At 70.9% G+C, this 25,241-nt stretch carries 26 protein-coding genes and 1 tRNA gene; 12 read left to right on the top strand and 15 right to left on the bottom strand.

Annotated features, from left to right (window positions below):
* Window position 1 precedes the first annotated feature (1 nt).
* The gene (locus tag ACIA8N_RS02980) at window positions 2-1,627 is read left to right on the top strand and encodes an MFS transporter (protein ID WP_365777503.1); all 1,626 of its coding nucleotides are present in this window, start codon (window positions 2-4) and stop codon (window positions 1,625-1,627) included.
* Window positions 1,628-1,810: 183 nt separating this feature from the next.
* Entirely contained in the window at window positions 1,811-2,212 is a 402-nt protein-coding gene (locus ACIA8N_RS02975) for a peptidase inhibitor family I36 protein (RefSeq protein WP_365777501.1), read from the top strand.
* Here the strand turns inward: ACIA8N_RS02975 and ACIA8N_RS02970 are convergent.
* Window positions 2,193-3,014: a potassium channel family protein gene (locus ACIA8N_RS02970; RefSeq protein ID WP_365777499.1), complete on the bottom strand. Its 822-nt coding sequence runs from the start codon at window positions 3,012-3,014 to the stop codon at window positions 2,193-2,195. The genes ACIA8N_RS02975 and ACIA8N_RS02970 overlap by 20 nt on opposite strands.
* A gap of 119 nt (window positions 3,015-3,133) precedes the next feature.
* Window positions 3,134-5,866, bottom strand: coding sequence for a pyruvate dehydrogenase (acetyl-transferring), homodimeric type (gene aceE / locus ACIA8N_RS02965; protein WP_365777497.1), 2,733 nt, complete (start codon window positions 5,864-5,866; stop codon window positions 3,134-3,136).
* Between the two features lie 430 nt (window positions 5,867-6,296).
* Here aceE and ACIA8N_RS02960 point away from each other — a divergent pair, with 430 nt between their 5' ends.
* The 6 genes from ACIA8N_RS02960 to ACIA8N_RS02935 all read left to right on the top strand — a co-directional run bounded on the left by ACIA8N_RS02960 (window position 6,297) and on the right by ACIA8N_RS02935 (window position 10,716).
* Complete coding sequence (locus tag ACIA8N_RS02960) at window positions 6,297-6,719, top strand: DUF3052 domain-containing protein (RefSeq protein WP_030207808.1); 423 nt, start codon at window positions 6,297-6,299, stop codon at window positions 6,717-6,719.
* Between the two features lie 131 nt (window positions 6,720-6,850).
* On the top strand, window positions 6,851-7,309 hold the full coding sequence (locus ACIA8N_RS02955) for a peroxiredoxin (RefSeq protein ID WP_365777495.1): 459 nt from the start codon (window positions 6,851-6,853) through the stop codon (window positions 7,307-7,309).
* A gap of 137 nt (window positions 7,310-7,446) precedes the next feature.
* The gene (locus ACIA8N_RS02950; RefSeq protein WP_030207810.1) at window positions 7,447-8,022 is read left to right on the top strand and encodes a TerD family protein; all 576 of its coding nucleotides are present in this window, start codon (window positions 7,447-7,449) and stop codon (window positions 8,020-8,022) included.
* An 82-nt stretch (window positions 8,023-8,104) separates the two neighbouring features.
* Entirely contained in the window at window positions 8,105-8,680 is a 576-nt protein-coding gene (locus ACIA8N_RS02945; RefSeq protein ID WP_030207814.1) for a TerD family protein, read from the top strand.
* A 29-nt stretch (window positions 8,681-8,709) separates the two neighbouring features.
* Window positions 8,710-9,855 (top strand): DUF475 domain-containing protein, encoded by a 1,146-nt coding sequence (locus ACIA8N_RS02940; protein WP_365777492.1) that lies wholly within the window; start codon window positions 8,710-8,712, stop codon window positions 9,853-9,855.
* A gap of 123 nt (window positions 9,856-9,978) precedes the next feature.
* Window positions 9,979-10,716 carry a Tellurium resistance gene (locus ACIA8N_RS02935; protein ID WP_030207819.1) on the top strand — a complete coding sequence of 246 codons (738 nt, stop codon included), beginning with the start codon at window positions 9,979-9,981 and terminating at the stop codon, window positions 10,714-10,716.
* Window positions 10,717-10,803: 87 nt separating this feature from the next.
* Here the strand turns inward: ACIA8N_RS02935 and ACIA8N_RS02930 are convergent, their stop codons facing one another.
* Window positions 10,804-11,709 (bottom strand): TerD family protein, encoded by a 906-nt coding sequence (locus ACIA8N_RS02930; RefSeq protein WP_365777651.1) that lies wholly within the window; start codon window positions 11,707-11,709, stop codon window positions 10,804-10,806.
* A 177-nt stretch (window positions 11,710-11,886) separates the two neighbouring features.
* Between ACIA8N_RS02930 and ACIA8N_RS02925 the strand changes: the two genes are divergently transcribed.
* The 3 genes from ACIA8N_RS02925 (at window position 11,887) to ACIA8N_RS02915 (ending at window position 16,610) form a co-directional block, all read left to right on the top strand.
* A complete protein-coding gene (locus ACIA8N_RS02925) occupies window positions 11,887-13,143 on the top strand; it encodes an HpcH/HpaI aldolase/citrate lyase family protein (protein WP_365777489.1) in 1,257 nt (418 codons plus the stop codon).
* 18 nt (window positions 13,144-13,161) lie between these two features.
* Entirely contained in the window at window positions 13,162-15,696 is a 2,535-nt protein-coding gene (locus ACIA8N_RS02920; protein WP_365777487.1) for a phosphoribosyltransferase, read from the top strand.
* Window positions 15,697-15,800: 104 nt separating this feature from the next.
* Window positions 15,801-16,610, top strand: coding sequence for an HAD family hydrolase (locus ACIA8N_RS02915; RefSeq protein WP_365777649.1), 810 nt, complete (start codon window positions 15,801-15,803; stop codon window positions 16,608-16,610).
* A gap of 12 nt (window positions 16,611-16,622) precedes the next feature.
* On the opposite strand, the gene ACIA8N_RS02910 is transcribed toward ACIA8N_RS02915, so the two are convergent.
* Together ACIA8N_RS02910 and ACIA8N_RS02905 are read right to left on the bottom strand one after the other, a co-directional pair.
* Window positions 16,623-16,841 (bottom strand): zinc ribbon domain-containing protein, encoded by a 219-nt coding sequence (locus ACIA8N_RS02910; RefSeq protein WP_359216438.1) that lies wholly within the window; start codon window positions 16,839-16,841, stop codon window positions 16,623-16,625.
* A gap of 56 nt (window positions 16,842-16,897) precedes the next feature.
* A complete protein-coding gene (locus ACIA8N_RS02905) occupies window positions 16,898-18,196 on the bottom strand; it encodes a hypothetical protein (protein WP_365777647.1) in 1,299 nt (432 codons plus the stop codon).
* Between the two features lie 304 nt (window positions 18,197-18,500).
* On the opposite strand from ACIA8N_RS02905, the gene ACIA8N_RS02900 reads away from it, so the two are divergent.
* Window positions 18,501-18,575, top strand: a tRNA-Val gene (locus ACIA8N_RS02900).
* 62 nt (window positions 18,576-18,637) lie between these two features.
* Here the strand turns inward: ACIA8N_RS02900 and ACIA8N_RS02895 are convergent.
* From ACIA8N_RS02895 to ACIA8N_RS02850, 10 genes are all read right to left on the bottom strand, one after another.
* Window positions 18,638-19,780: a site-specific integrase gene (locus ACIA8N_RS02895; RefSeq protein ID WP_365777485.1), complete on the bottom strand. Its 1,143-nt coding sequence runs from the start codon at window positions 19,778-19,780 to the stop codon at window positions 18,638-18,640.
* Window positions 19,780-19,977, bottom strand: coding sequence for a helix-turn-helix domain-containing protein (locus ACIA8N_RS02890; RefSeq protein ID WP_365777483.1), 198 nt, complete (start codon window positions 19,975-19,977; stop codon window positions 19,780-19,782). Before ACIA8N_RS02890 ends, ACIA8N_RS02895 begins: the two co-directional genes overlap by 1 nt.
* An 85-nt stretch (window positions 19,978-20,062) precedes the next feature.
* Entirely contained in the window at window positions 20,063-21,457 is a 1,395-nt protein-coding gene (locus ACIA8N_RS02885) for a phage/plasmid primase, P4 family (RefSeq protein ID WP_365777481.1), read from the bottom strand.
* The gene (locus ACIA8N_RS02880) at window positions 21,454-22,326 is read right to left on the bottom strand and encodes a DNA primase (protein WP_365777479.1); all 873 of its coding nucleotides are present in this window, start codon (window positions 22,324-22,326) and stop codon (window positions 21,454-21,456) included. Before ACIA8N_RS02880 ends, ACIA8N_RS02885 begins: the two co-directional genes overlap by 4 nt.
* Window positions 22,323-23,051 (bottom strand): DNA methylase, encoded by a 729-nt coding sequence (locus ACIA8N_RS02875; RefSeq protein WP_365777477.1) that lies wholly within the window; start codon window positions 23,049-23,051, stop codon window positions 22,323-22,325. The genes ACIA8N_RS02880 and ACIA8N_RS02875 overlap by 4 nt, the downstream gene beginning before the upstream one ends.
* Window positions 23,052-23,131: 80 nt before the next feature.
* A complete protein-coding gene (locus ACIA8N_RS02870) occupies window positions 23,132-23,482 on the bottom strand; it encodes a hypothetical protein (protein WP_365777475.1) in 351 nt (116 codons plus the stop codon).
* A gap of 5 nt (window positions 23,483-23,487) precedes the next feature.
* Window positions 23,488-23,961, bottom strand: a complete 474-nt coding sequence (locus ACIA8N_RS02865) for a hypothetical protein (protein ID WP_365777473.1) — start codon at window positions 23,959-23,961, stop codon at window positions 23,488-23,490.
* A 10-nt stretch (window positions 23,962-23,971) separates the two neighbouring features.
* Window positions 23,972-24,160 carry a hypothetical protein gene (locus ACIA8N_RS02860; protein WP_365777471.1) on the bottom strand — a complete coding sequence of 63 codons (189 nt, stop codon included), beginning with the start codon at window positions 24,158-24,160 and terminating at the stop codon, window positions 23,972-23,974.
* Between the two features lie 33 nt (window positions 24,161-24,193).
* Complete coding sequence (locus ACIA8N_RS02855; protein WP_365777469.1) at window positions 24,194-24,445, bottom strand: RRQRL motif-containing zinc-binding protein; 252 nt, start codon at window positions 24,443-24,445, stop codon at window positions 24,194-24,196.
* Window positions 24,442-25,035, bottom strand: a complete 594-nt coding sequence (locus ACIA8N_RS02850) for a hypothetical protein (RefSeq protein WP_365777467.1) — start codon at window positions 25,033-25,035, stop codon at window positions 24,442-24,444. The genes ACIA8N_RS02855 and ACIA8N_RS02850 overlap by 4 nt, the downstream gene beginning before the upstream one ends.
* Window positions 25,036-25,241: the final 206 nt, after the last annotated feature.

Genomic DNA, 25,241 nt, shown 5'->3' with positions numbered 1-25,241 from the left:
CATGACTAGTCAGACCACCGTGGAAAAGGCCCCGCAGGGTCAGGGGAGTGCCCGGGAACCCGTTCCGGGCCCGGCGAAGGGACTGCGCGGCCACCCCTGGCTGACCCTGTTCGGCGTGGCCGTGGGCGTGATGATGGTCGCCCTCGACGGCACCATCGTCGCCATCGCCAACCCCGCCATCAAGACCGACCTCGGCGCCTCCCTCGCCCAGGTCCAGTGGATCACCAACGGCTACCTGCTCGCGCTCGCCGTCGCCCTGATCACCGCGGGCAAGCTCGGTGACCGCTTCGGCCACCGGCAGACCTTCCTCATCGGCATCGCCGGCTTCGCGCTGGCCTCCGGCGCGATCGGCCTCTCCGACTCCATCGGCGCCGTGATCGCCTTCCGCGTCCTCCAGGGCCTCTTCGGCGCCCTGCTGATGCCGGCCGCGCTCGGCCTGCTGCGCGCCACCTTCCCCGCCGAGAAGCTGAACATGGCCATCGGCATCTGGGGCATGGTCATCGGCGCCTCCACGGCGGGCGGCCCGATCGTCGGCGGCCTGCTCGTCGAGCACGTCAGCTGGCAGTCCGTCTTCTTCATCAACGTCCCGGTCGGCGTCCTCGCCCTCGTCCTCGGCCTGGTCATCCTCAAGGACCACCGCGCCGAGAACGCGCCGCGCTCCTTCGACGTCCTCGGCATCCTGCTGCTCTCCGGCGCCATGGCCTCCCTCGTCTGGGGCCTCATCAAGGCCGGCGAGTCGTGGGGCTGGACCGGCGGCAAGACCTGGGGCTGTCTGCTCGGCGCGGTGCTCCTCTTCGCGGTCTTCGCGTTCTGGGAGACCAAGGTCAAGGAGCCGCTCGTCCCGCTGGCCATGTTCCGCTCCGTGCCGCTCTCGGCCGGTGTGGTCCTCATGGTCCTCATGGCCTTCGCCTTCATGGGCGGCCTGTTCTTCGTGACCTTCTACCTCCAGGGCGTGAAGGGGCTCAGCCCGGTCGACAGCGGTCTGCGCCTGCTGCCGCTGACCGCGATGATGATCGTCTCCTCGCCGCTGGCCGGCGCCCTGATCACCAGGTTCGGACCGCGCGTGCCGCTGGTCGGCGGCATGGTCTGCACGGCCGTCTCGATGTTCGGCATGATCACGCTCTCGGCCGGCACCAGCACCCTCGTGATGTCCCTCTGGTTCGCGCTCCTCGGCCTCGGGCTCGCCCCGGTCATGGTCGGCGCCACCGAGGTCATCGTCGGCAACGCGCCGCTCGAACTGTCCGGCGTGGCCGGCGGTCTGCAGCAGGCCGCCATGCAGGTCGGCGGCGCGCTCGGCACGGCGGTGCTCGGCGCCGTCATGTCCTCCAAGGTCGCCGACGCCTTCGAGGGCAACTGGAAGGACGCCGGCATCCCGGCCCCGGCCAACCCGCAGCTGGAGCAGGCCGCCGAGTTCGGCATGGCGCCGCCGGAGCTGGCGCAGGCGCCGGGGATGACCCCGGACCTCGTCCAGCAGATCACCGGGGTCATCCACGACACCTTCCTGGACGGCATGGGCCTGGCCTTCACCGTCGCCGGTGCCGTCGCCGTCGTCGCGGCGCTCGTCGCCACGCTCACCAAGCGCGGGGAGAACGCGGAGGCGGGCGGCATGGGCGGCGGTCACATCTGACGTCCGCCTGAGGGCCGTCTGAGGGTCGTACCGACGGCCGTCGGGCGTCCGCCGGGCGCCTGTCGGGGTTCCCGTAGGGGGCCGTCACCCGTTCGCGTGAACGGGGGCGGCCCCTCTTCCGTCGGAGGGTGACCTCCGCCATTCTCGTGATTACAGAGAGTCACGAAACGGGGGTCCATCAGCATGTATACGAAGAAGGCCGTGCTGGCCGTCGCGGCCGTCCTGGCCGCCCTGCTTGCCGCGGTGGCGGCACCGGCGGCGGCTGCGGCACCGGCGCCGGCCGCGCCGTCCGGCGGGACCGTTCTCGGGCCCTGCGGCCCCGGCCGGCTCTGTCTCTGGGCCAAGCCCGACTTCAAGGGCCGGGCGCAGACCCACGAGCTGGCCACGACCGACATCGACAGCTGTGTCGCCCTGCCACCGGGCACCTCGGCCCAGTCCCTGGCCAACCGCACGGGACGGCCGGTGACCACGTACCAGTCCGCCGAGTGCGCCGAGGCGGGGGAGTTCGAGACCTACCCGGGGCGGGGAACCTGGGTGCCGCAAATGCCTTACGAGGTCAGAGCGTTCAAGCTGTGGGAGCGGTAGGCGCGGAGGCGGAGGCGGAGGCGGAGGCTGAGGCAGTGGGGGCAGGGGCCGGGACGATGGCCTCCGCCGGGACGGCGGCCTCCGCCGGGGGAGCGAGCCGCGCCACCTCCGCGCGCAGCTCGCGCACCTCCCGGGTCAGCGCCTCCAGAAGCTCCGTCTGCCGGCGCTCCACGGCGTCGTCGCGGTCGAAGCGGGAGATGAACCAGGCGGCGATGTTGGCGGTGACGACACCGAGCAGGGCGATGCCCGAGAGCATCAGGCCCACCGCGAGGACCCGGCCGAGGCCCGTGGTCGGGGCGTGGTCGCCGTAGCCGACGGTGGTCATCGTGGTGAACGACCACCAGACCGCGTCCCCGAGCGTCTTGATGTTGCCCTCGGGGGCGTCCCGTTCGACGTGCAGCACGGCCAGCGAGCCGAACATCATCAGCCCGACGACCGCGCCCGCCACATAGGTGGTGAGCGTTATCTGCGGGGCCATCCTGGCCCGTCGGCCCACCAGGAGGAGCGTGGACACGAGCCGCAGCAGCCGCAGCGGCTGCACCATCGGCAGCAGGACCGCGATCAGATCGAGGGGGTGGGAGCGGACGAAGGCCCAGCGCGACGGGGCGATGGCGAGCCGGACCAGGTAGTCGAGGGCGAAGGCCGCCCAGACCGCCCACTCGACATGGGTGCACAGCCGGTGCACCCAGGGATCGGCGTCCGGAGCCACGATCGGCACGGCGTAGGCGACGCCGAACGCCACGGCGAGCACGAGCAGCGGTGCCTGTGTGCGTTCTTCCCAGCTGTACCGGCGTTCCTTCATGCGGGGAATCGTAGAGAACGCCGAAGGGCGGCGGGACCAGGGTCCCACCGCCCCTCACCAGGCGCTCCGTGCTACGGGAGCACGGTGTCGACCAGACGATCACGATCAGGCGATCACGATCAGGCGTCGCCGCCCGCGGGGCCCGGATCGGCCGCCGCCACGTCGAGCAGCTGGTAGCGGTCCACCGCCTGCTTCAGGACCGACCGCTCGACCTTGCCGGCACGCGCCAGCTCGGTCAGCACCGCGAGGACGATCGAAGGAGCGTCGATGTGGAAGTGCCGACGGGCCGCGCCGCGCGTGTCCGCGAAGCCGAAGCCGTCCGCGCCCAGCGAGGTGTACGGGCCAGGCACCCAGCGGGAGATCTGGTCGGGCACCGCACGCATCCAGTCCGAGACCGCCACGAACGGGCCCTCGGAGCCCTGGAGCTTGCGCGTCACGTACGGGACGCGCTGCTCCTCGTCCGGGTGGAGCAGGTTGTGCTCCTCGACGGCCACGGCCTCGCGGCGCAGTTCGGTCCAGGACGTCGCGGACCAGACGTCGGCCCGTACGTTCCACTCCTCGGCGAGGATCCGCTGCGCCTCGATCGCCCACGGCACGGCGACGCCGGAGGCCATGATCTGCGCGGGGATCGAGCCCGCCTCGGCCGGCCTGAAGCGGTGGATGCCCTGGAGGATGCCCTCGACGTCCACGTCCGACGGCTCGGCCGGGTGCTGGATCGGCTCGTTGTAGACGGTCAGGTAGTAGAAGACGTCCTCGGCCTCGGAGCCGTACATGCGGCGCAGACCGTCCTTGACGATGTGCGCGATCTCGAAGCCGAACGCCGGGTCGTAGGCGATGCAGGCCGGGTTGGTCGAGGCGAGCAGGTGCGAGTGGCCGTCCGCGTGCTGGAGGCCCTCGCCGGTCAGCGTCGTCCGGCCGGCGGTGGCGCCGAGCACGAAGCCCCGCGCCAGCTGGTCGGCCATCTGCCAGAACTGGTCGCCGGTCCGCTGGAAACCGAACATCGAGTAGAAGACGTACACGGGGATCAGCGGCTCGCCGTGCGTGGCGTACGCGGAACCGGCGGCGATCAGCGAGGCCGTGCAGCCGGCCTCGGAGATGCCGTCGTGCAGCATCTGCCCGGTCGGCGACTCCTTGTAGGCGAGGAGGAGTTCGCGGTCCACCGCCTCGTACTGCTGGCCGAGCGGGTTGTAGATCTTGGCGCTCGGGAAGAAGGCGTCCATGCCGAAGGTGCGGTACTCGTCGGGGGCGATCAGCACGAAGCGCTTGCCGATCTCCTTGTCCCGCATGAGGTCCTTCAGAATGCGGACGAAGGCCATCGTGGTCGCGATCGACTGCTGCCCGGAGCCCTTCTTGGCCGCCGCGTAGGCCTTGTCGTCGGGAAGCACCAGCGGCTTCGCCCGTACGACCCGGGTCGGGACGTACCCGCCGAGACCGCTGCGGCGGTCGTGCATGTACTGGATCTCCTCGGAGTTCCGGCCCGGGTGGTAGTACGGCGGCAGGCCGTCCTCCAACTGCCGGTCGGTCACCGGGATGTGCAGCCGGTCGCGGAAGCGCTTCAGGTCGTCGACCGTCAGCTTCTTCATCTGGTGGGTCGCGTTGCGGCCCTCGAAGTTCGGACCGAGCGTCCAGCCCTTGACGGTCTGCGCGAGGATCACGGTCGGCTGGCCCGCGTGGGCCTTCGCCGCCGAGTAGGCCGCGTAGATCTTCTTGTGGTCGTGACCGCCACGGCCCAGGTGCAGGATCTGCTGGTCCGACATGCCCTCGACCATCGCCCGCAGCCGGTGGTCGTCGCCGAAGAAGTGGTCCCGGATGTAGCCGCCGGTCTCCGTGGCGTACGTCTGGAACTGACCGTCCGGGGTGGTGTTGAACTTGTTGACCAGGATGCCGTCGCGGTCCTGCGCGAGCAGCGGGTCCCAGGAGCGGTCCCAGATCAGCTTGATGACGTTCCAGCCGTTGCCCCGGAAGATCGACTCCAGCTCCTGGATGATCTTGCCGTTGCCGCGCACCGGGCCGTCGAGCCGCTGCAGGTTGCAGTTGACGACGAAGGTCAGGTTGTCCAGGCCCTCGCGGGCGGCGATGGAGAGCTGGCCGACCGACTCGACCTCGTCCATCTCGCCGTCGCCGAGGAACGCCCAGACGTGCGACCTGGAGGTGTCGGCGATCCCGCGCGCCTCCATGTAGCGGTTCATCCGGGCCTGGTAGATCGCGCCGAGCGGGCCGAGGCCCATGGACACGGTCGGGAACTCCCAGAAGTCCGGCATCAGCCGCGGATGCGGGTACGACGAGAGCCCGTTGGGGAACTTCGACCTCTCCTGGCGGAAGCCGTCGAGCTGGGTGTCGTTCAGCCGGTCCAGGAGGTAGGCGCGGGCGTAGATGCCGGGGGAGGCGTGGCCCTGGAAGAAGATCTGGTCGCCGCCGTCACCCTCGTCCTTGCCGCGGAAGAAGTGGTTGAAGCCGACGTCGTACAGCGAGGCCGAGGAGGCGAAGGTCGCGATGTGACCGCCGACGCCGATGCCGGGACGCTGGGCGCGCGACACCATCACGGCCGCGTTCCACCGGGTGGCGTTGAGGACCTTGCGCTCGATCTCCTCGTTGCCGGGGAAGAACGGTTCGTCCTTGGTGGCGATGGTGTTGACGTAGTCCGAGCTGCGCATCTCGGGCACGGCCACGCGCTTCTCGCGGGCGCGCTCGATCAGCCGGAGCATGAGGTAGCGGGCCCGTTCCCGGCCCCGCTCGTCGACGGCCGCGTCGAGGGAGTCGAGCCATTCCTGGGTCTCTTCCGGGTCGAAATCCGGGACCTGGCTGGGAAGGCCGCCAATGATGATCGGGTTGCGATCGGATCCGGGAGCCACGCTGTTCCTTCGCTGTTCGGTGGTGCCCACGGGGCCACGGGGTGGTCGGGATGTTCCATCGTGTACCCCGCCGACGCCAGACGTCACATTTACCGAGGGGTAACCCCCAGGGGGTGTCTCCCGGTGCCCTCCACGTGTCTGGTTACGGTCAAATCGCAACCTTACGCCCAACTCGCGCATGCGTTTCGTCCGGGTGTTCGGCAGACTGAAGCCTCGGAAACAAGTAAACCGGGATGAATCATGTGTGTCCGATCACGGAGCGGGTATCCGCGGTGCCGGAAGTTGCGGCGAGACGGCCCCAAACGTCACCGTTTCGGCGGTCTCCACGGCCGGGCACTTGCGCGATCCACCCCGGCACGTGTGGACTACGGCCAGCGCCGCGCGCATACGCGCGGCCCAAAGCATTTACCGAATGAGCAGGAGGCAAGCCGTGAGCGCGACCGCGGACCACGCGGAGGAGCGGACCAACCCGGCCGGAAGGCTGGGGTTCGAGCCCGGACAGGTGGTCCAGGAGATCGGCTACGACGAAGACGTCGACCATGATCTCCGTGAAGGCATCGAGTCCATCATCGGGGCCGATCTCGTGGACGAGGAGTACGACGACGTCGCCGACGCCGTCGTGATCTGGTTCCGCGACGAGGACGGCGATCTCACCGACGCCCTGGTGGACGCCATCGGTCTTCTGGAGGACGGCGGCACCATCTGGCTGCTGACGCCGAAGACCGGCCGCGACGGCTACATCGAGCCGAGCGACATCAACGATGCCGCGCAGACAGCTGGTCTCTCCCAGACCAAGAGCATCAGCGTCGCCAAGGACTGGACGGGCACCCGCCTGACGGCCCCCAAGCGCTGATCACCACGCTGCGACGAGCCCCCGCCGGTACGCCGGCGGGGGCTTTCGTGCACAGGCCGTAGGCTGGGATTCACCGATTCGGCCCAAGGGCATGCGCAAGGCCGGGGCTCCGTCGAAGGGACGCGTACGCGATGGCGATCGAGGCCGGCACCGAGGCCCCGGAATTCGAGCTGAAGGACAACCACGGGCGCACCGTGCGGCTCTCCGACTTCCGCGGCGAGAAGAACGTGGTGCTGCTCTTCTATCCGTTCGCCTTCACCGGCGTCTGCGCCGGTGAGCTCGGCGAGCTGCGCGACAACCTCCCCAGATTCGTCAACGACGACACCCAGCTGCTCGCCGTCTCCAACGACTCCATCCACACCCTGCGCGTCTTCGCCGAGCAGGAGTCCCTGGACTTCCCGCTGCTCTCCGACTTCTGGAAGCACGGCGAGGCCTCCCGTGCCTACGGTGTCTTCGACGAGGAGAAGGGCTGTGCGGTGCGCGGCACCTTCATCATCGACAAGGAGGGCGTCGTCCGCTGGACCGTCGTCAACGCCCTCCCCGACGCCCGCGATCTCGGTGAGTACGTCAAGGCGCTCGACGACATCTGAGGCGCATCCGGCCGACATCTCCGATTCGTGGGGCGAATCGACTGTTTCGACCGGGAACCCGTCACTAGGATCCAGTCGTTGATCCGAATGCCAACGCACGACTGGGGCGCTGCCCCTGGAAACCAATGGAGGGACTCGTGGGAGTCAGCCTCAGCAAGGGCGGCAACGTCTCGCTGACCAAGGAGGCCCCTGGCCTCACCGCCGTGACCGTCGGTCTGGGCTGGGACGTCCGCACCACCACCGGTACGGACTTCGACCTCGACGCCAGCGCCATCCTGGTGACCGAGGAGGGCAAGGTCCGCAACGAGCAGGACTTCGTCTTCTTCAACAACCTGAAGAGCGGCGACGGCTCCGTCGAGCACACCGGTGACAACACCACCGGTGAGGGCGAGGGCGACGACGAGCAGGTCAAGGTCAGCCTGGCCACCGTGCCGGCCGATGTCGCCAAGATCGTCTTCCCGGTGTCGATCTACGACGCCGAGAACCGCCAGCAGTCCTTCGGTCAGGTGCGCAACGCGTTCATCCGCGTCGTGAACCAGGCCGGCGGAGCCGAGATCGCCCGGTACGACCTCTCCGAGGACGCCTCGACCGAGACCGCCATGGTCTTCGGCGAGCTGTACCGCCACGGTGCCGAGTGGAAGTTCCGCGCCGTCGGCCAGGGTTACGCCTCGGGTCTGCGCGGCATCGCGCAGGACTTCGGCGTCAACGTCTGAGCCGATTCGTTCGAACCGTCCGGCGCCGCACATCCCGTGCGGCGCCGGACGTGCCTCATCACCACCGGGGAGGAACCGAAACATGGGCGTCACGCTCGCCAAGGGAGGCAATGTCTCCCTCTCCAAGGCCGCACCCAATCTGACGAAGGTCCTCGTCGGGCTCGGCTGGGACGCGCGCTCCACGACCGGAGCCCCCTTCGACCTCGATGCCAGCGCTCTGCTGTGCCAGGCCGGACGGGTGCTCGGGGACGAGTACTTCATCTTCTACAACCAGCTCCGCAGCCCCGAGGGCTCCGTCGAGCACACAGGTGACAACCTCACCGGCGAGGGTGACGGGGACGACGAGTCCCTCATCGTGGACCTGTCCATGGTGCCGGCCCACTGCGACAAGATCGTCTTCCCGGTGTCGATCCACGACGCCGACAACCGCGGCCAGAGCTTCGGCCAGGTCAGCAACGCGTTCATCCGCGTCGTGAACCAGCTGGACGGCCAGGAGCTCGCCCGCTACGACCTCTCCGAGGACGCCTCCACCGAGACCGCGATGATCTTCGGCGAGCTCTACCGCTACAACAGCGAATGGAAGTTCCGCGCGGTCGGCCAGGGGTACGCGTCGGGGCTGCGGGGCATCGCTCTAGACTTCGGGGTCAACGTTTCGTAAAGCCAAGCAGTTTCACGATGGGGTAGAGAGTGGTTCTGAAAACCTTCGGCTGGTCGTTCGCCATCACGGCGCTCGGCCTGGCCTTCGCCGCTTGGCAGTGGGGGTGGGAGGCGTTCGGGGTCGTTCTGATCCTGTCGATCCTCGAGATCTCGCTGTCCTTCGACAACGCCGTGGTCAACGCCGGAATCCTGAAGAAGATGAATGCCTTCTGGCAGAAGATCTTCCTCACGATCGGCATCCTGATCGCCGTCTTCGGCATGCGACTGGTCTTCCCCGTCGCGATCGTCGCCATCAGCGCCAAGGTCGGCCCGATCGAGGCCATCGAGCTGGCCCTGGACGACCCCGAGCGGTACGAGTCCCTGGTCACGGACGCCCACCCGGCGATCGCCGCCTTCGGTGGCATGTTCCTGCTGATGATCTTCCTCGACTTCATCTTCGAGGACCGCGACATCAAGTGGCTCGGCTGGCTCGAGCGCCCGCTGGCCAAGCTCGGCAAGGTCGACATGCTGTCGGTCTGCGTCGCGCTCATCGCCCTGCTCGTCACGGCGATGACCTTCGCGACGCACGCGCACACCAGCACCGGCGTGGCGGACAAGTCCGGGACCGTGCTGCTCGCCGGCGTCGCCGGCCTGATCACGTACCTCATCGTCGGCGGTCTCTCCGGCTTCTTCGAGAACAAGCTGGAGGAAGAGGAGGAGCGCGAGCACGAGGAGGAGGAGAAGGCCAAGGCCGCGGGCAAGCCCGTCTCGGCGGTCGGCCTCGCGGGCAAGGCCGCGTTCTTCCTGTTCCTGTACCTGGAAGTGCTCGACGCCTCGTTCTCCTTCGACGGTGTCATCGGTGCCTTCGCCATCACCAACCACATCTTCTGGATGGCGCTCGGCCTCGGTATCGGCGCCATGTACGTCCGTTCGCTCACGGTCTACCTGGTCCGTGAGGGCACCCTGGACGACTACGTCTACCTGGAGCACGGCGCGCACTACGCGATCGGCGCGCTGGCCGTCATCCTGCTCATCACCATCCAGCACGAGATCAGCGAGCTCATCACCGGTTCCATCGGTGTGGTCCTGATCGCCCTCTCCTTCTGGTCCTCCGTCCGCCGCAACAAGGCGCAGGCGGCGGCCGAGGGCGGGTCCGGCTCCTCGGGGGACAAGACCGAGGTGTCGTCCGGGGTGTGACACCCCCGGCAATGAGGAACGCTTCACTGCGGGGCGGCCGGTGCACCCGGCCGCCCCGCAGGCATGTGCGCGGTGCGATGCGACGACCGGTCGCGTCGACGACCAGTGGGGGGTGAAGGCGGCATGGCCTTCTGGGACAACCTGTTTCCGGGGAGGGCGGCGCAGTTCGAATCGGGCAGCGCCGCGTCGAACACCATCGACCTGACGAGACGGCGTCCGTCCGTCTCGCTCACCAAGCAGGGCGCCGCCACCGGCAACCTCCGGGTGAACCTCTCCTGGCGGATGCGGACCTCGGACCTCGAAGGACGCTCACGCCAGAGCGGGCGGCTGCTCCGCAACCCGTCGCAGCTCTTCAAGCCGGAGGTCGTCCAGGCGCACACCCAGGGCATGGTGAACGTCGACCTGGACCTGGGCTGCCTCTACGAGCTGACCGACGGCAGCAAGGGCGTCGTGCAGCCGCTCGGCGGCTTCTTCGGCGACCTGAACACCGCCCCGTACGTGAAACTCAGCGGCGACGACCGCTTCGGGGGCTCCTCCGGGGAGACGATATTCGTCAACCTGGACCAGAAGGACGAGATCAAGCGGCTGCTGTTCTTCGTGTACATCTACGACCAGACACCGGCCTTCGACCGTACGCACGCCAAGATCACCCTCTACCCGAGCAACGGGCCCCGGATCGAGATCGAGCTCGACGAGCGCGCCCCGCAGGCCCGCTCCTGCGCGGTCTTCTCCGTGGACAACAGCAAGGGCGAGCTGACGGTCCGCCGTGAGGTGCGCTTCGTGTACGGCTTCCAGGCCGAACTGGACCGGCTGTACGGCTGGGGCCTGCAGTGGGGGCGCGGCTACAAGACGAAGGCGTAGGCCGTGGCGTCGGCCGCGTCCTACGCCGGGCCCTCGGGCCTCTTCAGGCCCTCGGCCCTCTTCCGCTACTCAGGCCCGCCGAGGTCCTCAGGACCGGACGAACTGTGGGCCCATGGGCGGCATCCGGAACTCCGGCGCCGGGTTCTGGTCCGGGCCGCCCACCGGCTGCGGGTAGCCGTACGCGGGAGCGGGGGAGTCCGCCTGGGGCCGGGGGTACCCGTACGCGGGCGCCTGGTCGGGCACGGGCGGCGGCACGGTCGGCCGCGGGGGTACGGGGGTGTGGACGAGGGTCAGGTCGAGGTCCGGGCCCGGTCGTGGGGAGCCGGGCGTGGCCGTGGCGCCTTCCGAGGCCTCCGGAGCCCTCTGGGAGCCCTCCTGGCCGTCCGGACGTCCGGCGGGGGAGCTCGACCCGTCCAGGCCCTCCAGGCCGTCCTGGGCGTCCTCGTCGACCGAGATGCCGAAGTCGGTGGCGAGGCCGACGAGGCCCGTCAGGTAGCCCTGCCCCACCGCGCGGAACTTCCAGCCCTCCCCGCGCCGGTACAGCTCGCCGCAGATCACCGCGGTCTCCTCGCCCGTCTCCGCCGTCACGGAGAACAGCGCCAGCGGCTCGCGGTCGGGGCCGGCCGTCGCGTCGTACAGCAGGATCCGCAGGTCGGAGACGGAGCGGAAGGTGCCGCCGTCGGAGGAGGCCGCGATCACCACCCGGTCGACCGACGGGTCCAGACTGCCCAGATCGGCCTCCACGGTGTCCGTGAGGCCCTGGGAGTCCCGCTTCTTCGGCAGCCGCCGCACCAGGCCCGAGGGGTGGCGCGGCTGGTTGTAGAAGACGAAGTCCTCGTCCGACCGCACGCGACCGGAGGGCCCGAGCAGCAGAGCCGAGGCATCCACGTCGGGGACCCCGGAGCCCGGGGTCCAGCGGAGCACGGCCCGTACGGCCGCGGTGTCGAGAGGGACGTTGGAGCCCTTCAGCATCGCGTGCGTCATGACCGTAATCCTGCCCTCCCGGCAGACCCGCGGACAACGCGGGGGCCGTCACCGATACCGGGCCGAGACGACGGATGCTGACGAGTTACCTGAATTTCATGCATGAAGGGAACTGCGGACACCCGCACCTACGTACTATTACCGGCCACATGTCGTCAGGTCGAGAAAGGTAGACGGGGGACTTATATGCGTCATTTCGGACACATCCCGTCCGCGACACGGGCCGGGTTGTTCCACCGCGAGCCGGCCGAGTTCACGGCCGACTCACCCGCGCGCACGCTCGCCGTGGCCCTGGGTGCCACGCTCTACAGCCCGGCCACCCGGCCGCGGCTCGCGGACGACGTGCGCAAACAGGCGGCCCGCGGAGTGGTCTCCATGGTCCTCTGCCTGGAGGACTCCATCAGCGACGCCGACGTCGAGGACGGCGAGGCCAACCTCGTCCGCCAGTTCGCCGACCTCGCCGCCGGAACCGTGACGGACGCCGACACCGCCACGGGTTCCGACGGCGCGACGGGCACGGGGTCCGACAGCGCGACGGGCAATACGCCGGACGCCGGAGCCGCCACCGACGTCCCCCTGCTCTTCATCCGGGTCCGCGAGCCGCGCCAGATCACCGACCTCGTCACCCGTCTGGGCGAATCGGCCCGTCTGCTGTCCGGATTCGTGCTGCCCAAGTTCACCGAGACCCGCGGCCGGGCCTTCCTCGAAGCGCTCACCCAGGCGGAGCGGACGAGCGGCAGACGCCTCTTCGCCATGCCCGTCCTGGAGTCCCCCGAACTCCTCCACCTGGAGACACGGGCCGAGACCCTGGCCGGGATCGCCTCGATCACCGACAAGTACCGCGACCACGTCCTCGCCCTGCGGCTCGGCGTCACCGACTTCTGCTCCGCCTACGGACTCCGCCGCTCGCCCGACATGACGGCCTACGACGTCAAGATCGTCGCGAACGTCATCGCCGACGTCGTCAACGTCCTCGGCCGCTCCGACGGCACCGGCTTCACCGTCACCGGACCCGTCTGGGAGTACTTCCGACCCGGCGAGCGCATGTTCAAGCCACAACTTCGCCGCAGTCCCTTCCTGGAAGGCCGCGCGGAGGACCTGCGCACCGCCCTCATCGAACACGACCTCGACGGTCTGCTGCGCGAGATCGAGCTCGACCGCGCCAACGGACTGCTCGGCAAGACCTGCATCCACCCCACCCATGTGGTGCCGGTGCACGCGCTCTCCGTCGTCAGCCACGAGGAGTGGAGCGACGCGCAGGACATCCTGCGGCCCGAACAGTGCGGCGGCGGAGTGCTCCGATCCGCCTATACGAACAAGATGAACGAAGTGAAGCCGCATCGCGCGTGGGCCGAGCGCATCCTCCAGCGCGCCGAGGTCTTCGGCGTCGCCCATGAGGACGTCGGCTTCGTGGATCTGCTCACCGCCGGACTTGCCGGCTGACGAAGGGACGTCGACGAAGTGGTGTGGACCGGAACGTGGGTCGCGGAGCGACTGGGCGTCGAACTGATCGGCGACGAGGAGCTACCGGCCCTGTTGGGCCTCGCACTGCGTCGCAACCCCAAGCGGGCGCACCTGCTGGTCTCCAGCGTGCTCGGCAAGCACGTGCCCCAGCGGCCGTCCGTGGTGTACGGCTCCGGCCTTGACCTCGGGCGGCGCGTCCGCGCCCTCCTGGGCGACGAGGAGGCGGCGCGCTCCGTCGTCCTCGGCTACGCGGAGACCGCCACGGCCCTCGGCCACGCGGTCGCCGACGGCCTCGGCCCGGCCCCGTACCTGCACTCCACCCGGCGGCCGGTGGCGGGCGTCGCCCGCGCGGGCGGCTTCGAGGAGTCGCACTCGCACGCCACCTCGCACCTGCTGCTGCCCGAGGACCCGAAGCTGCTCGCGGGCGACGGGCCGCTGGTCCTCGTCGACGACGAGTTCTCCACCGGCAACACGGTCCTCAACACCGTGCGGGCCCTGCACGAGCGCTACCCGCGCGACCGGTACGTCGTCGTCGCCCTCGTCGACATGCGCGCGCCCGCCGACCGGGACCGCCTCGACGCCTTCGCCTCGGAGATAGGCGCCCGCGTCGACCTGATCGCCGGCGCCGCCGGAACGGTACGCCTCCCCGAGGGCGTACTCGAAAAGGGCCAGGCGCTCGTGGCGGAGCACGAGCGGGCGTACGGGACGGTGGGCGGCGTCGCCGTACCCGCGCACCCCACGGCCCCCGTGCGGATCGAACTGGCCTGGCCCGGGGGCGTACCCGACGGCGGACGGCACGGCTTCACGCCGGAGCACCGCGCCGGCCTGGAGGCCGCCCTGCCCGCCATGGCGGACAGGATCGCCGAGGCACTGCGCGACCCGGCCGCACCGCACGCGCCGGCCGCACAGGACGCTGCGAGTCCCGCCGCCACGGCCCGGCCCACCGCCCCCGCCCAGCCGCCCGCAGGGCCCCGCGTCCTCGTCCTCGGCTTCGAGGAGCTGATGTACGCGCCGCTCCGCCTCGGCACCGCCCTGGAGGACGCCGGACACGACGTCCGGTACTCCACCACCACCCGTTCGCCCGTCCTCGCGGTCGACGACCCCGGTTACGCGATACGCACCCGGCTCGTCTTCCCCGCCCACGACGACCCCGCCGACGGACCCGGCGAGCGCTACGCCTACAACGTGGCGGGCGCCGGCTTCGACGCCGTCGTGGCCGTCGTCGACTCGACCGCCGACACCCCGGCCCTGCACGCCCCCGACGGCCTCCTCGCGCAGCTGACCGCACACGTCCCGCGCGTGGTGCTCGCCGTCGTCCCCTCGTACACGCCCCAGGTCTCCGACTCCGAAGCTCCCGAAAGGAGCTCCATGCTGCCCGAGCCCCTCCGCGGCCCCGCCTTCTCCTCGTACGCACCCGAGGAGGTCGGCTGGCTGCTCCAGGACCTCTCGGACGTCGAGCTCGAGGCGCCCACCGAGGAACGCGAGGAAGCCATCCAGAGCGGCGGCGCGCACTACGCCGAGTCGCTCCCGGTCGAGTACCAGCCCAGCGCCCGCTACCAGGAGCTCTTCCACACCGCCCTGGAGGGCTCCGCCGCCCGCATCGCCCGCGCCGTCGGCACCGTCACCGAGACCGTCCTCGCCGAGCGGCCCGGCCGCGCCCCGGTGCTCGTCTCGCTCGCCCGCGCAGGAACGCCCGTCGGCGTCCTCATGCGCCGCTGGGCGCAGGCCCGCCACGGCCTCGACCTGCCCCACTACGCGGTGTCCATCGTGCGGGGCCGCGGCATCGACGCCAACGCGCTGCGCTGGCTCGCCGCCCACCACGACCCCGCCGACGTCGTGTTCGTCGACGGCTGGACCGGCAAGGGCGCCATCACCCGCGAACTCGCCGACGCGATCAGCGCGTTCGAGGCGACCGAGGGCATCAAGGGCTTCGACCCGGAGATCGCGGTCCTCGCCGACCCCGGCTCCTGCGTCCGCACGTACGGCACCCGCGAGGACTTCCTCATCCCCTCCGCATGCCTCAACTCCACTGTCTCCGGCCTGATATCGCGCACGGTCCTGCGCGCCGACCTCGTCGGCCCCGACGACTTCCACGGCGGCAAGTTCTACCGCGAACTCGCCGGTGCCGACGTGTCGAACGACTTCCTCGACGCGGTGGCCGCCCGCTTCGACGAGGTCACCGGAACCGTCGACACCGACGTCAAGGAACTCCTGGCCGCCGACCGCACCCCCACCTGGGAGGGCTGGGCCGCGGTGGAGCGGATCAGCGAGGAGTACGGCATCCACGACGTCAACCTGGTCAAGCCGGGCGTCGGCGAGACGACCCGGGTCCTGCTCCGGCGCGTCCCCTGGAAGATCCTCGCCAAGCGGGGCGCCGACGCCGACCTCGCGCACGTCCGCCTGCTCGCGGAGCAGCGCGGCGTACCGGTCGAGGTGGTCGACGAACTCCCGTACAGCTGCGTGGGACTGATACACCCTCAGTACACCAGGGGAGCGACAGGCGCCGACGGCAAGGCGGTGGTGTCCCAGTGAGTACGACCCCGGTCACCCAGGTGACGACGACGCAGACGCAGACGCAGGCGCTGGCACCGGCGCAGGCACCGGCGCTGGCACCGGCCACGACCCTGACCACGGCGGTGGGCACGACGCTGGTCGCGAGCGACCTCGACCGCACCCTCATCTACTCGTCCGCGGCCCTCGCCCTCGGCATGCCCGACGCCCAGGCGCCCCGGCTGCTCTGCGTCGAGGTCCACGAGTCCAAGCCGCTCTCCTACATGACCGAGGACGCCGCCGAACTCCTGGCGCGGCTGACCGGCGAAACGGTCTTCGTCCCCACCACGACCCGCACGCGCAAGCAGTACCAGCGCATCCAACTCCCCGGCACCGCACCGAAGTACGCGATCTGCGCCAATGGCGGGCACATCCTCGTCGACGGCGTCACCGACGAGGAGTGGCACGCCTCCGTCCTGGAGAGGCTCGCCGAGGAGTGCGCGCCGCTTTCCGAGATCCGCGCCTACCTCACCGCCACCACGGACCTGTCCTGGGTGCGCAAGCACCGGGTGGCGGAGGACCTGTTCGCCTACCTGGTCGTCGAGCGGGAACGGCTCCCCGAGGAATGGCTGGCGCGCTTCGGCGCGTGGGCGGGGGACCGCGGCTGGACGGTGTCGCTCCAGGGCCGCAAGGTGTACGCGGTGCCGAAGCCGCTCACCAAGAGCGCGGCCGTCCGCGAGGTCGCCCGCCGCGCCGGCACCACGCTCACCCTGGCCGCCGGCGACTCCCTGCTCGACGCCGACCTGCTGCTCGCCGCGGACCGGGCCTGGCGCCCGGGCCACGGCGAACTGGCCGACAGCGACTGGACGGCCCCCCACCTCGACGTCCTCGTGGAACGAGGGGTCGCGGCGGGGGAGGAGATCCTGCGCCGCTTCCGGGCGGCCGCCGCGGTGTGAAGTACCCGGGGGTCAGCCGCAGCAGCCCCCACCACAGCAGCCGCCACCGCCCCCGCCGCCGCTCGGCGCGGGGGCGCCGGCGGCCGAGCCGCCGACGGCCACGGCCGAGAGCAGCTTCACGGTGTCGTCGTGCCCGGCGGGGCAGGAGGCCGGATCGGAGGACTCGGCCATCGGACGGCTGAGCTCGAAGGTGTCGCCGCAGGTGCGGCAGCGGAATTCGTAACGAGGCATGGGTCCAGGCTAGAGGGTGCGCCCACGCACGGGCAGCCTCTTGGCGCAGGCCCGGCTCAGTGGCCGGTGCCGCGCTCCTCCCTGATCTGACCGACGACGTGCGCGGCGGCGGCCCGTACGCCCTCCAGCTCGGTCAGGAAGTGCCAGTAGTCCGGGTGCCGGCCCTCCAGGCCGTCGACGGCCCGGTCGAGGCGGGCGACGGCTTCGTCGAGGGGCCGGGCATGGCGCGGGTCGGGAGTGCTCCGCCCGGCCATCGCGAGCCGCTGGGCGTCCCGTACGGCGAACCGGGCGCGGTCGATCTCGGCCTTCGGGTCCTTGGCGACGGCGTCCAGGCGGCGCAGCCGGTCACCGGCGGCCGAGACGGCCTCGTCGGTGGAGTCGAGCAGCGCCCGGACCGTCGACAGGAGCGAGGTCGCGTCGGGCCAGCGCTGCTCGGCCCGCGCCTTCGCCGCCTCGGCGAGCCGCTCCTCGGCCTGCCTCAGCGTGACGGCGGCCTGCTCGGGCACGTGCTGGAGGTCCTGCCAGCAGGGCGCCGTGAAGCGCCGCCGCAGCTCGGACAGGACCGGCTCGACGCCCCCGGCGCGGGTGCCGAGCGCCTCGGTGCGGGTACGGAGGGAGACGAGCCGCCGATCGATCTCGGCGGCCCGCTCGGGCAGGCGCTCCGCCTCGGCCCGTACTGCCTCGGCGTCGCGCAGGACCCGGTCGGCGCGCTGGAGGGTCTCGGGGACGCCGTGGCGTCCGGCGCCTTCGTTGAGCCGGGTCAGCTCGGGCCCGAGGGCGGCGAGCCGGGTGGCGAGGTCGTCGGCACGCAGCCCGCTCTCCCGTACGGCGTCCAGGGCGCCGCTCGCGCCGCGCAGGGCCTGCCGGGCCCGCTCGACGGCGGGGGCGAGGCGGGCGAGCTGGGTCTCGGCGCGGTCGAGCAGCGGCCCGAGACCCTGCTCGAACCGGTCGAGCTCGCCCTTCACCCGGTCCAGCTCCTCCTTGGCGCGGGCGAGCTCCGTGCGGGCCCGGCCGGCGGTCGCGGCGTCGAGCTCGTCACGGTCGAGGTCGTGGGCGTCGACGGCGCTGATGTAGAGGTGGCTCACCTCGTCGATACGGCGCCCGAGGCCCTCGAAACCCTCGACGGCGCGGCGCGCCTCGGGGGAGCTGTCGACGGCGGTGATGGTCTCGATGGAGATGCGCAGCCCGCGCTGGGCGGTGTCGAGCTCGTAGAAGGCCGCGGCGGCGGCGTCCTTGGCGGCCTGCGCCTCGGCCCGCTGCCCCTCGCCGCGCCCGCCGAACCAGCGACGGGTTCCGCCGCCGGCGAAGGCGTGCGGCAGCAGGGCCCCGACGAGCAGCGGCAGGACGAGCCCGATCCCGAACGCCGAAAGCCCACCCCCGGCCCGCGGCTCCGCCCACTCCCCCCGGCTCGGCACGTCACGACGCCGAACGCCGCCGTCCCCCCTCGCGTCGCTCGCCGCCACGTACCTCTCCCGTGCTGTGTCCGCCGTGCCCGGTCCGGTTCATTCTCCCACCTGGTAAGGACGAACACACGGACAGATCAGTTCGCCCGGAACACCCCCACCACGGAGCGTGACGCCCCGAAGACGCCCCTGCCGCCCCCGCGGTATCGGTTTGCGGCACCCACGGGTCCGCCATGTAGGCTGTTGCCTCTTCCACGGGTGCGTAGCTCAGGGGTAGAGCGCTGCTCTTACAAAGCAGATGTCGGCGGTTCGAAACCGTCCGCGCCCACCAGGGAAAAGGCCCCCGCAGCTCACCGCTGCGGGGGCCTTTGACGGTAGTAGCTGACGGCAGTCTCACTCGGGACGGCGCCGGCGGAGCAGCCGGTCCATGTGCCCCATCGCCTCCCTCCGACGCTCGTCGGAGACGTGGGTGTAGATGTTCATCGTGACGGCGATCTGTGAGTGCCCCAGGATCTCCATCACGACCCGCGCCGGCACGCCTGCGGCGAACAGGAGCGTCGCGCACCCGTGCCGGGCGTCGTGCAGCCGGATCCGGGGGAGCCCGGCCGCTTCCGTGATGCGCTGGAACGAGCGGCTGAGGTTCATCGGCTCGACCGTGCGGCCCGTCCGTGTCGTGAAGACGTAGTCACTGTCCTGCCACTGCTGCCCCGCCGCGTCCCTCTGCGCGGCCTGCCGGAGGCGCTGCCAGCGCAGCGGCGGCAGGCACATGAGGGGGAGGGGGATGACGCGGCTCCGACGGTTCTTCGTGGAGTCCGCGTACAGCTCTTTCTGCACCCGCTGGATCTGGTTCCGCACGGTGAGGGTGCGACGGTCCAGGTCGATGTCCGACCAACGCAGCCCGAGAACCTCCCCGCGGCGCAGTCCGAGGGCGACGGCGAGAACGAACGCGGCGTACAGCGCGTCCCTCCTCGCCGCTTCCAGGAAGGTAGTCGTCTGCTCCAGGTCCCACGGTTTCAGCTCCCGCTGCTCCGCCCGTGGGGCCGGTACGAGCTTGACCACGTTCCGGCTGATGAGCTCCTCCCGGCAGGCGGCGCTGAGCGCGCTGCGCAGAACGCGGTGCGACTCCTTGGCCGTGGCCGGCGACGCCTTGGCCGAAACGGCGGCGAGCATCCGGCGCACGTCCGCGGCTCCCAGGTTCTCCAGGCGCTTGGTCCCGATGTTGGGGATCAGGTAGAGGCGGATGTGGGTCTCGTACTTGGCGTACGTCGTCTTCTTGCGGTCATCCTTGACGAACTGCTCCAGCCAGTACGGCAGCCACTCGGAGAGCTTGGCCGAGCGGGTCGGGGTCGGGATGCCCTGGCGGTCCCGCAGGACGAGTTCCTGCCGCTTGGCATCGCACTCCTCCCACGTGGCCCCGTACACCGTCTTCCTCTTCCGGGTGCCGTCGGGCTGTGGGACGTACACGCGGGCCTCGTAGCGGCCGTCCTTACGCTGCCAGATGCTGCCGGCGCCGTTCGGGTTCCTCTTGCGTGCCATCAGGCGGATTCCTCCAGGCGGTTGTTCATGTAGGTGCGGAGTGCGTCGAGGGGGATGCGGCGGCAGCGACCCTCGGTGTAGCTGGGCAGGGCGCGGGAGCGGATCAGGTCGTAGACCTTGCCGCGGCTGAACTTCAGGGCGGCCATGACCTCAGGGACGGTCACGGCGGTGTGACTGGTCGGGAACGGGGTCGTCAAAGCAAGCCTCCTCGGCCCCTTCTTGAGGGGCGAAAAAGTTGGAGTGACATTGCGCTGAGTCGCGACTCATCGCGACTCAAGCGACTCAGGGAGTCGGGTTTAGGGCGATTCCGGCGTATGTGGCCACCTGTCGGCCGTACGCGTCGCGGGGCCGGGTGCGGTGGAGCTGGGGGACGACAGAGAGCAGGTTGCGGCCGAAGAGCTGCTTGGTCCCGATGGCCCTCACGCCGTTGTCCTCGGCCCACTCCCGCCAGGCACCCCACAGTGCGTCCACGGGGACTTCGCAAGCGGGGCCGGTGGTGCAGCGCTCCCGGACGAACGCGGAGGTGGGCGAGGCGGTGTCCTGCATCATCGTGACCGCGTCCTGCGAGGAGGCCGGCTCGGTGATCCGGCCGACGCGCTCCAGGCGGGCGAGGCCGTCGAGAGCCCAGTTGATGATGCCGGGCATCTCCGCGGCGAGCTTGCCGGTCAACTCGGTGTCCTCCTTGCCGAGCCAGGAGACGGTCATGTTGAGGACGATGAACCGGCGGGCGATGACGCCACTGCTGTCACCGAAGTTCGGCAGCTCGTTCGTGAGCACCATGAGCCGGGTCGGCAATTTCCCGGTCCAGGGCTCGCGGTACTTGCGGTCGATGTCGAGGGTGTCCTCGCCGGAGATCGTGAGGAGCCGCTCGACGACCTGCCCGCCGCCGTCCTTGTTGGAAAGGCGGGCGTCGGAGATGACGGCGAGAGGCTTGCCGATGAGGGTGGAGAGCCCGAAGTTCGTGCCCAGCCCGGCGAGCGTGGGCCCGGCGAGGTTCTCCTTGCCAACTAGCTCTTTCAGGATCCTGGCGATGGTGCCCTTGCCGGAGCGAGAGGGCCCTTTCATGAGCAGGATCTTCTGTTGGTCGGTCCGCCCGGACAGGACGTAGCCGAACCACTCCTGAAGCGCGGCGATGGACTCGGGGTCGTCCGGCCAGATCCCTGCCAGGAACGCCTCCCAGGTGGGCGCGGTGGCGTCGGAGTCATAGTCGTAGGGGACGGAGACGAGGTTGAAAAAGCCGGGACCGTGCGGCAGCAGGGCCCGGTCCCGGATGCGCAGCAGCCCGTTTCGGCAGGCGACGATGGGGCTGGTGTCGTGCTTGCCGCTCTCGCCGTCGATCCAGGACGGTGCGTCGGTCTCGGTGGGCAGGAAGGTGATCGCACTCAGCGCGTCGAGCAGGTTGCTGATCTTCGTCTTCGTCGGTGCCCACTCCCGCATCTCGGGAAAGCCGTCCTTATCGGTGCCGGCGCAGAAGGTGGTGTGCTCAAGGCGCTTGTAGAGCCCGGCGCGCATCTGCTGCTCGTCGTACTCCCGCCAGCACGTCCCGGTCCAGCGCATCCACGATCCGCGCCAGCGGCGCAGCCGCAGGTGCCCGTCCTCGGTGTGCCAGTCGGGCACGAGCCGGCGGGCGACGGCGAGCGGGTTGGACGGCGAGGGCAGCTCCTCGGCCGCGCTCATGCGACCGTTCCCAGGACGGCGCCCATGCCATTGGTGACGGCGCGGCGAGCGTAGGGCTCGGGGACGCCGACGGACACGGCGGCGTCGATGATCTGTGCGCCCAGGATGTCCAGGCCGCACGGACCGGGGCAGGTGATGTGCTGCTTGGCCAGGAACCGGGCGACCCCGTAGGCGGCCGTTCCGGCACCGGTCTCACGGTGGGTGCGGACGCGGGCGAGGCCACGTTCCAGGCCGGTGCGGACGTAGGCGTCGGTGTGGCGGCAGCCGGTGGCCACGCTCCGGCCCCACCGGGCCGGGGCGGAAGAACCCACGGCCCCGCGGGCGGGGGTGGACTCTTCCTTCTTCACCAGGGCGAGGACGGCCCGGGGCAGGCTGGTCATGGTGCCGGTGCCGGTGCCGAGCCAGCGGGCGTAGGACATGAGGGACTTGATGTCCACGCCGTCCCGGACGTGGTTGGCGGAGGACATCGTGCCCCGGTAGATCCAGTGCTCCCCGCGCGTGGTGACCACCACGCGGGTCGGGGGCAGGGTCTGGCGGGCCCAGCCGACGGCGGCGGTGTCGTCGAGGTCGACCACGGTCACCTTGGCGCCGCCCGGGTGGTAGGCGACGACCCCGGCCCGGTGCCACGCACTCACCCAGGCCGGGGAGGTCAGGACCTGGGGGTCGGTGGTGGCGGCGGCCCAGGCGTGGCAGGGACGCGGGCAGGCGCAGGGGCCGGGGGTCTTCATGTTCGGCCGGCCGCCGCACGCGTTCTTGGCGCAGGTGGGGCAGTTGCCGAAGGGGCCCTTGTCGGCCCGCAACGGCAGCACTGGCACCCCGCCAGCGGCGAGGAAGAGCGCGGTGTCCAGCACGTTGCTCTGGCGGTTCACGCGGCCACCTCCGTCCGGGGGTGGGTGAGGAACTGGACACCGAGCCACTGGGAGAAGGCCGGGGGAATGGCCTCGGTCAGTTCCTCGCGAACGTCGGTCCAGTCGATGCCCATGGCGGCCTGGAGTTCGGGGACGCTGGGCTTGCCGCCGCCGTTGCCATAGGCGGCGACGTAGGGGCCGTCGTGGAACTCGCCATGGCGCCAGCCTCGGACCCGTCCCCGATGCTTGGGATGGGCGGGCTGGACAGCGGTCCAGCGGCCGAGTTCGAAGTTGCGATGCCGCAGGACACCGAGGGAGAACATCTCGCCGCACAGCCACACGTCCTTGCGGATCTCCGCCCGCCCATTGGGCTGCTCGATGACGTACGGCAGACCGGACGCCTCCAGCAGGACCCGCGTGGGCGGGACGAGATCGACGTGCGTACCGCCCCAGCCACGGGAGGCGTTGGTACCCACCGTCAGGGCGCACTTGCCCTGGCAGGGCGGGGAGGTGTGGACGAACGAGAACCGCTCGATCTCCCCGGTGGTGATCAGGTCCGCCAGGTACTCCAGGGCGTCGGCCTGGTGGAAGGCGAAGGGGTAGTTCGGGCGCGGGGCGATGTCGACGCCGACGACGTCGAACCCGGCGCGGCGGTAACCGGTGGCCGCGCCGCCGGCGCAGCAGAACAGGTCCAGCAGCAGCGGCCGGGCGGCGCGCTCTCGCCGGAAGAGGGTCGGATGAGTCATGCTGGAGACCTCCAGGTCAGCTAGATCGGGAGTGAGGGCGGCCCCGGACTTTGGCGAGACGGGGGCCGCCCTTCTTGCTGTCACGCGGCGAACAGGCCGCGCTGCTCCCGCTCGACGTCGATGTCGACGACGGCGGGCGGGGGATCGGTGGGGATGACCCGACCGAGGAGCGGCAGGCGCTTGTCGGTGACGGGTCCGTCGTTGTGGAACCGCCAGGTGCCGGCATCGTGCTGTACGGGTCGGGCCTTGGTCGGCACGGTGTAGCGGCGGGCCTCGTCGGGGTGTGTCGCGTTCCACGCCTCTGCGCACACCTTGTGAGCGGGTTCTCCGGCGTGGGACCGCATCGGGGTGGGCCTGCCGCACAGGTGGCAGGCCCGGTTGCGGGCGGGGTCGAAGTGGGTGGCGTCGCCCCAGTCCAGAAGTGGGTCCATGCCCGTCAGGAGGCCGACTCGGTGGTCCGGCGGGCGTACTGCTGGCGGACGTAGTGGCGCGGGTCGCAGATCACGGCCGCGTCGTCGACGTCCATGAGCCGCCGGGCGGCCCGGTCGGCGTCCACGGTGGCGTCACTGATCGGCGGGGCGACCTCGTCACCGAGGGCGATGCGGTCGAGCAGGGCGGCCTTGCGGAGCCAGAACTCCCGGCTCGTCTCGGTGCCGAACGGCCGGTCGGCGGCGGTGCGGGCGACCCAGCCGATCTCCCGGATGATGCTCGGGGCGGTGGCGTAGGCCTGCTCCGGCGTCGGCCACTCCTGCGTGATGGCGGGGCGGTGGTCGGCGGACAGGTAGACACGGATGCGGTCACCGTCGCGGGTGGCCGTGCGGTGGGCGGACCAGGTGGTGAAGACGCTGCCGAGGGCGTCGATGACGCGGTCGGTGTCGTCGGGGCCGCAGATGACGCGGATCTCGAACACGGAGGTCTCCTCAGAGGTTGGAGGCGGCGTCGATGAGGCTCTGGGCGAGGCGGTTGATGGGGCCGGCGGCGCCGGTGGAGGCGAGGAAGAAGCCGAACCCGGCAGCGATGAGGGCGCTGCCGTAGCCGAGGTTTCCGGCGCGCAGGAGGAAGTACAGGACGAGTCCGAAGAGGGCGACGAGCGAGACGGTTATGGCCATGCGGGGCCTCCCAGGTGGTGGGCGATGGGCGGGTCAGACGGTGACGCAGTCGGGGCAGGTGCGGCGGGCGCGCATCATGGCCTCGTGCGAGCGCCAACGACCCGGCGTCACCTGCCTCACGGGCAGGGCGTGCTGGGTGTCGTAGAGGTAGGCGTAGCGCCAGCCGTGGCGCCAGTAGCGGATCTGGGCGACCGGGTCGTGGCCGCCGGGGCGCAGACCGGCGGCGCGGAGCTGGCGGCGGGTCATCAGCCCGGCCGGGGCGAGGTTCTTGCGGTAGGTCGTCACCGGTCCTCCCGCCGGGCGTGGGCGGCGGCGGTGCGGACCAGGGCGAGGACTTCGGTGCGGGTGCGGCCGGTGGCGTCGTTCCAGCGGTGGTACGGCTCGCTGATCCCCCGGGCGGCGAGGACGGTCTGGAGGTGGTGGCCGGCGGTGCGGGCGGTGGTCTCGTCGCCGTAGCCGAGGCGGAACAGCACGGCCTGGGCGCCGAGGATGCACCGGCGCCCCGACGTCGAGCGCAGGGAGCCGCGGTGCCAGCCGTAGCGCTCGATGACCAGCGCGGTGAGCTCCAGGTGCTCGGCGACGCCGACCTGCCGTCCGCCGCCGTGGAGCCGGCGCAGCAGCGGGAAGTCGAGCACCCAGTCGGGCAGGAGGCGCAGCGCGCGGGCCGGGGCGGCCAGGACCGGCGCGGCCACCGCCGGGGCCGGGGTGCCGAGGGCCTCGGCGACGAGTTCGGCGGTGGTCTTGGTGACGAGCGGGTGGGCGGTGGTGCGGACGCGGGCGGTGAGGTACTGCTCGATCTCGCGGACCAGCAGCGCCGCCTCGACGGCGAGCTCCGGGGCCGGAGCGGCGGGGGCGGTGAGGGCCTGGGCGGTCACGGTGCCTGACTCCTTATGTGCCGGTTTGGACTAGGACGGAGACCCGGACACAGCCCGGACGGCTCCGCATTCGTGCAGGTCAGAGCGTTGGGCGACCCGGACGGATCCAGGCCCGACCCGGACGCGGCTGTCCGGGTCGGGCCCTCCGGCGTCCGGGTCGGAGCCCGGTCCGCCCGGGGGCATTCCGGGTCAATCCGGGCGCTCGT

Source organism: Streptomyces sp. NPDC051822 (genome assembly GCF_044452745.1).
GTDB lineage: Bacteria > Actinomycetota > Actinomycetes > Streptomycetales > Streptomycetaceae > Streptomyces.
The sequence above is the reverse complement of the archived record's forward strand: the minus strand, read 5'-3'. Positions and strand labels throughout refer to the sequence as shown.

Bases quoted from the DNA above. Each gene is read 5' to 3' on its own strand.
- ACIA8N_RS02980 (WP_365777503.1), top strand. From the start codon at position 2: ATGACTAGTCAGACCACCGTGGAAAAGGCCCCGCAGGGTCAGGGGAGT.
- ACIA8N_RS02975 (WP_365777501.1), top strand. From the start codon at position 1,811: ATGTATACGAAGAAGGCCGTGCTGGCCGTCGCGGCCGTCCTGGCCGCC.
- ACIA8N_RS02970 (WP_365777499.1), bottom strand. From the start codon at position 3,014: ATGAAGGAACGCCGGTACAGCTGGGAAGAACGCACACAGGCACCGCTG.
- ACIA8N_RS02955 (WP_365777495.1), top strand. From the start codon at position 6,851: ATGGCGATCGAGGCCGGCACCGAGGCCCCGGAATTCGAGCTGAAGGAC.
- ACIA8N_RS02945 (WP_030207814.1), top strand. From the start codon at position 8,105: ATGGGCGTCACGCTCGCCAAGGGAGGCAATGTCTCCCTCTCCAAGGCC.
- ACIA8N_RS02935 (WP_030207819.1), top strand. From the start codon at position 9,979: ATGGCCTTCTGGGACAACCTGTTTCCGGGGAGGGCGGCGCAGTTCGAA.
- ACIA8N_RS02925 (WP_365777489.1), top strand. From the start codon at position 11,887: ATGCGTCATTTCGGACACATCCCGTCCGCGACACGGGCCGGGTTGTTC.
- ACIA8N_RS02910 (WP_359216438.1), bottom strand. From the start codon at position 16,841: ATGCCTCGTTACGAATTCCGCTGCCGCACCTGCGGCGACACCTTCGAG.
- ACIA8N_RS02895 (WP_365777485.1), bottom strand. From the start codon at position 19,780: ATGGCACGCAAGAGGAACCCGAACGGCGCCGGCAGCATCTGGCAGCGT.
- ACIA8N_RS02885 (WP_365777481.1), bottom strand. From the start codon at position 21,457: ATGAGCGCGGCCGAGGAGCTGCCCTCGCCGTCCAACCCGCTCGCCGTC.
- ACIA8N_RS02875 (WP_365777477.1), bottom strand. From the start codon at position 23,051: ATGACTCATCCGACCCTCTTCCGGCGAGAGCGCGCCGCCCGGCCGCTG.
- ACIA8N_RS02870 (WP_365777475.1), bottom strand. From the start codon at position 23,482: ATGGACCCACTTCTGGACTGGGGCGACGCCACCCACTTCGACCCCGCC.
- ACIA8N_RS02860 (WP_365777471.1), bottom strand. From the start codon at position 24,160: ATGGCCATAACCGTCTCGCTCGTCGCCCTCTTCGGACTCGTCCTGTAC.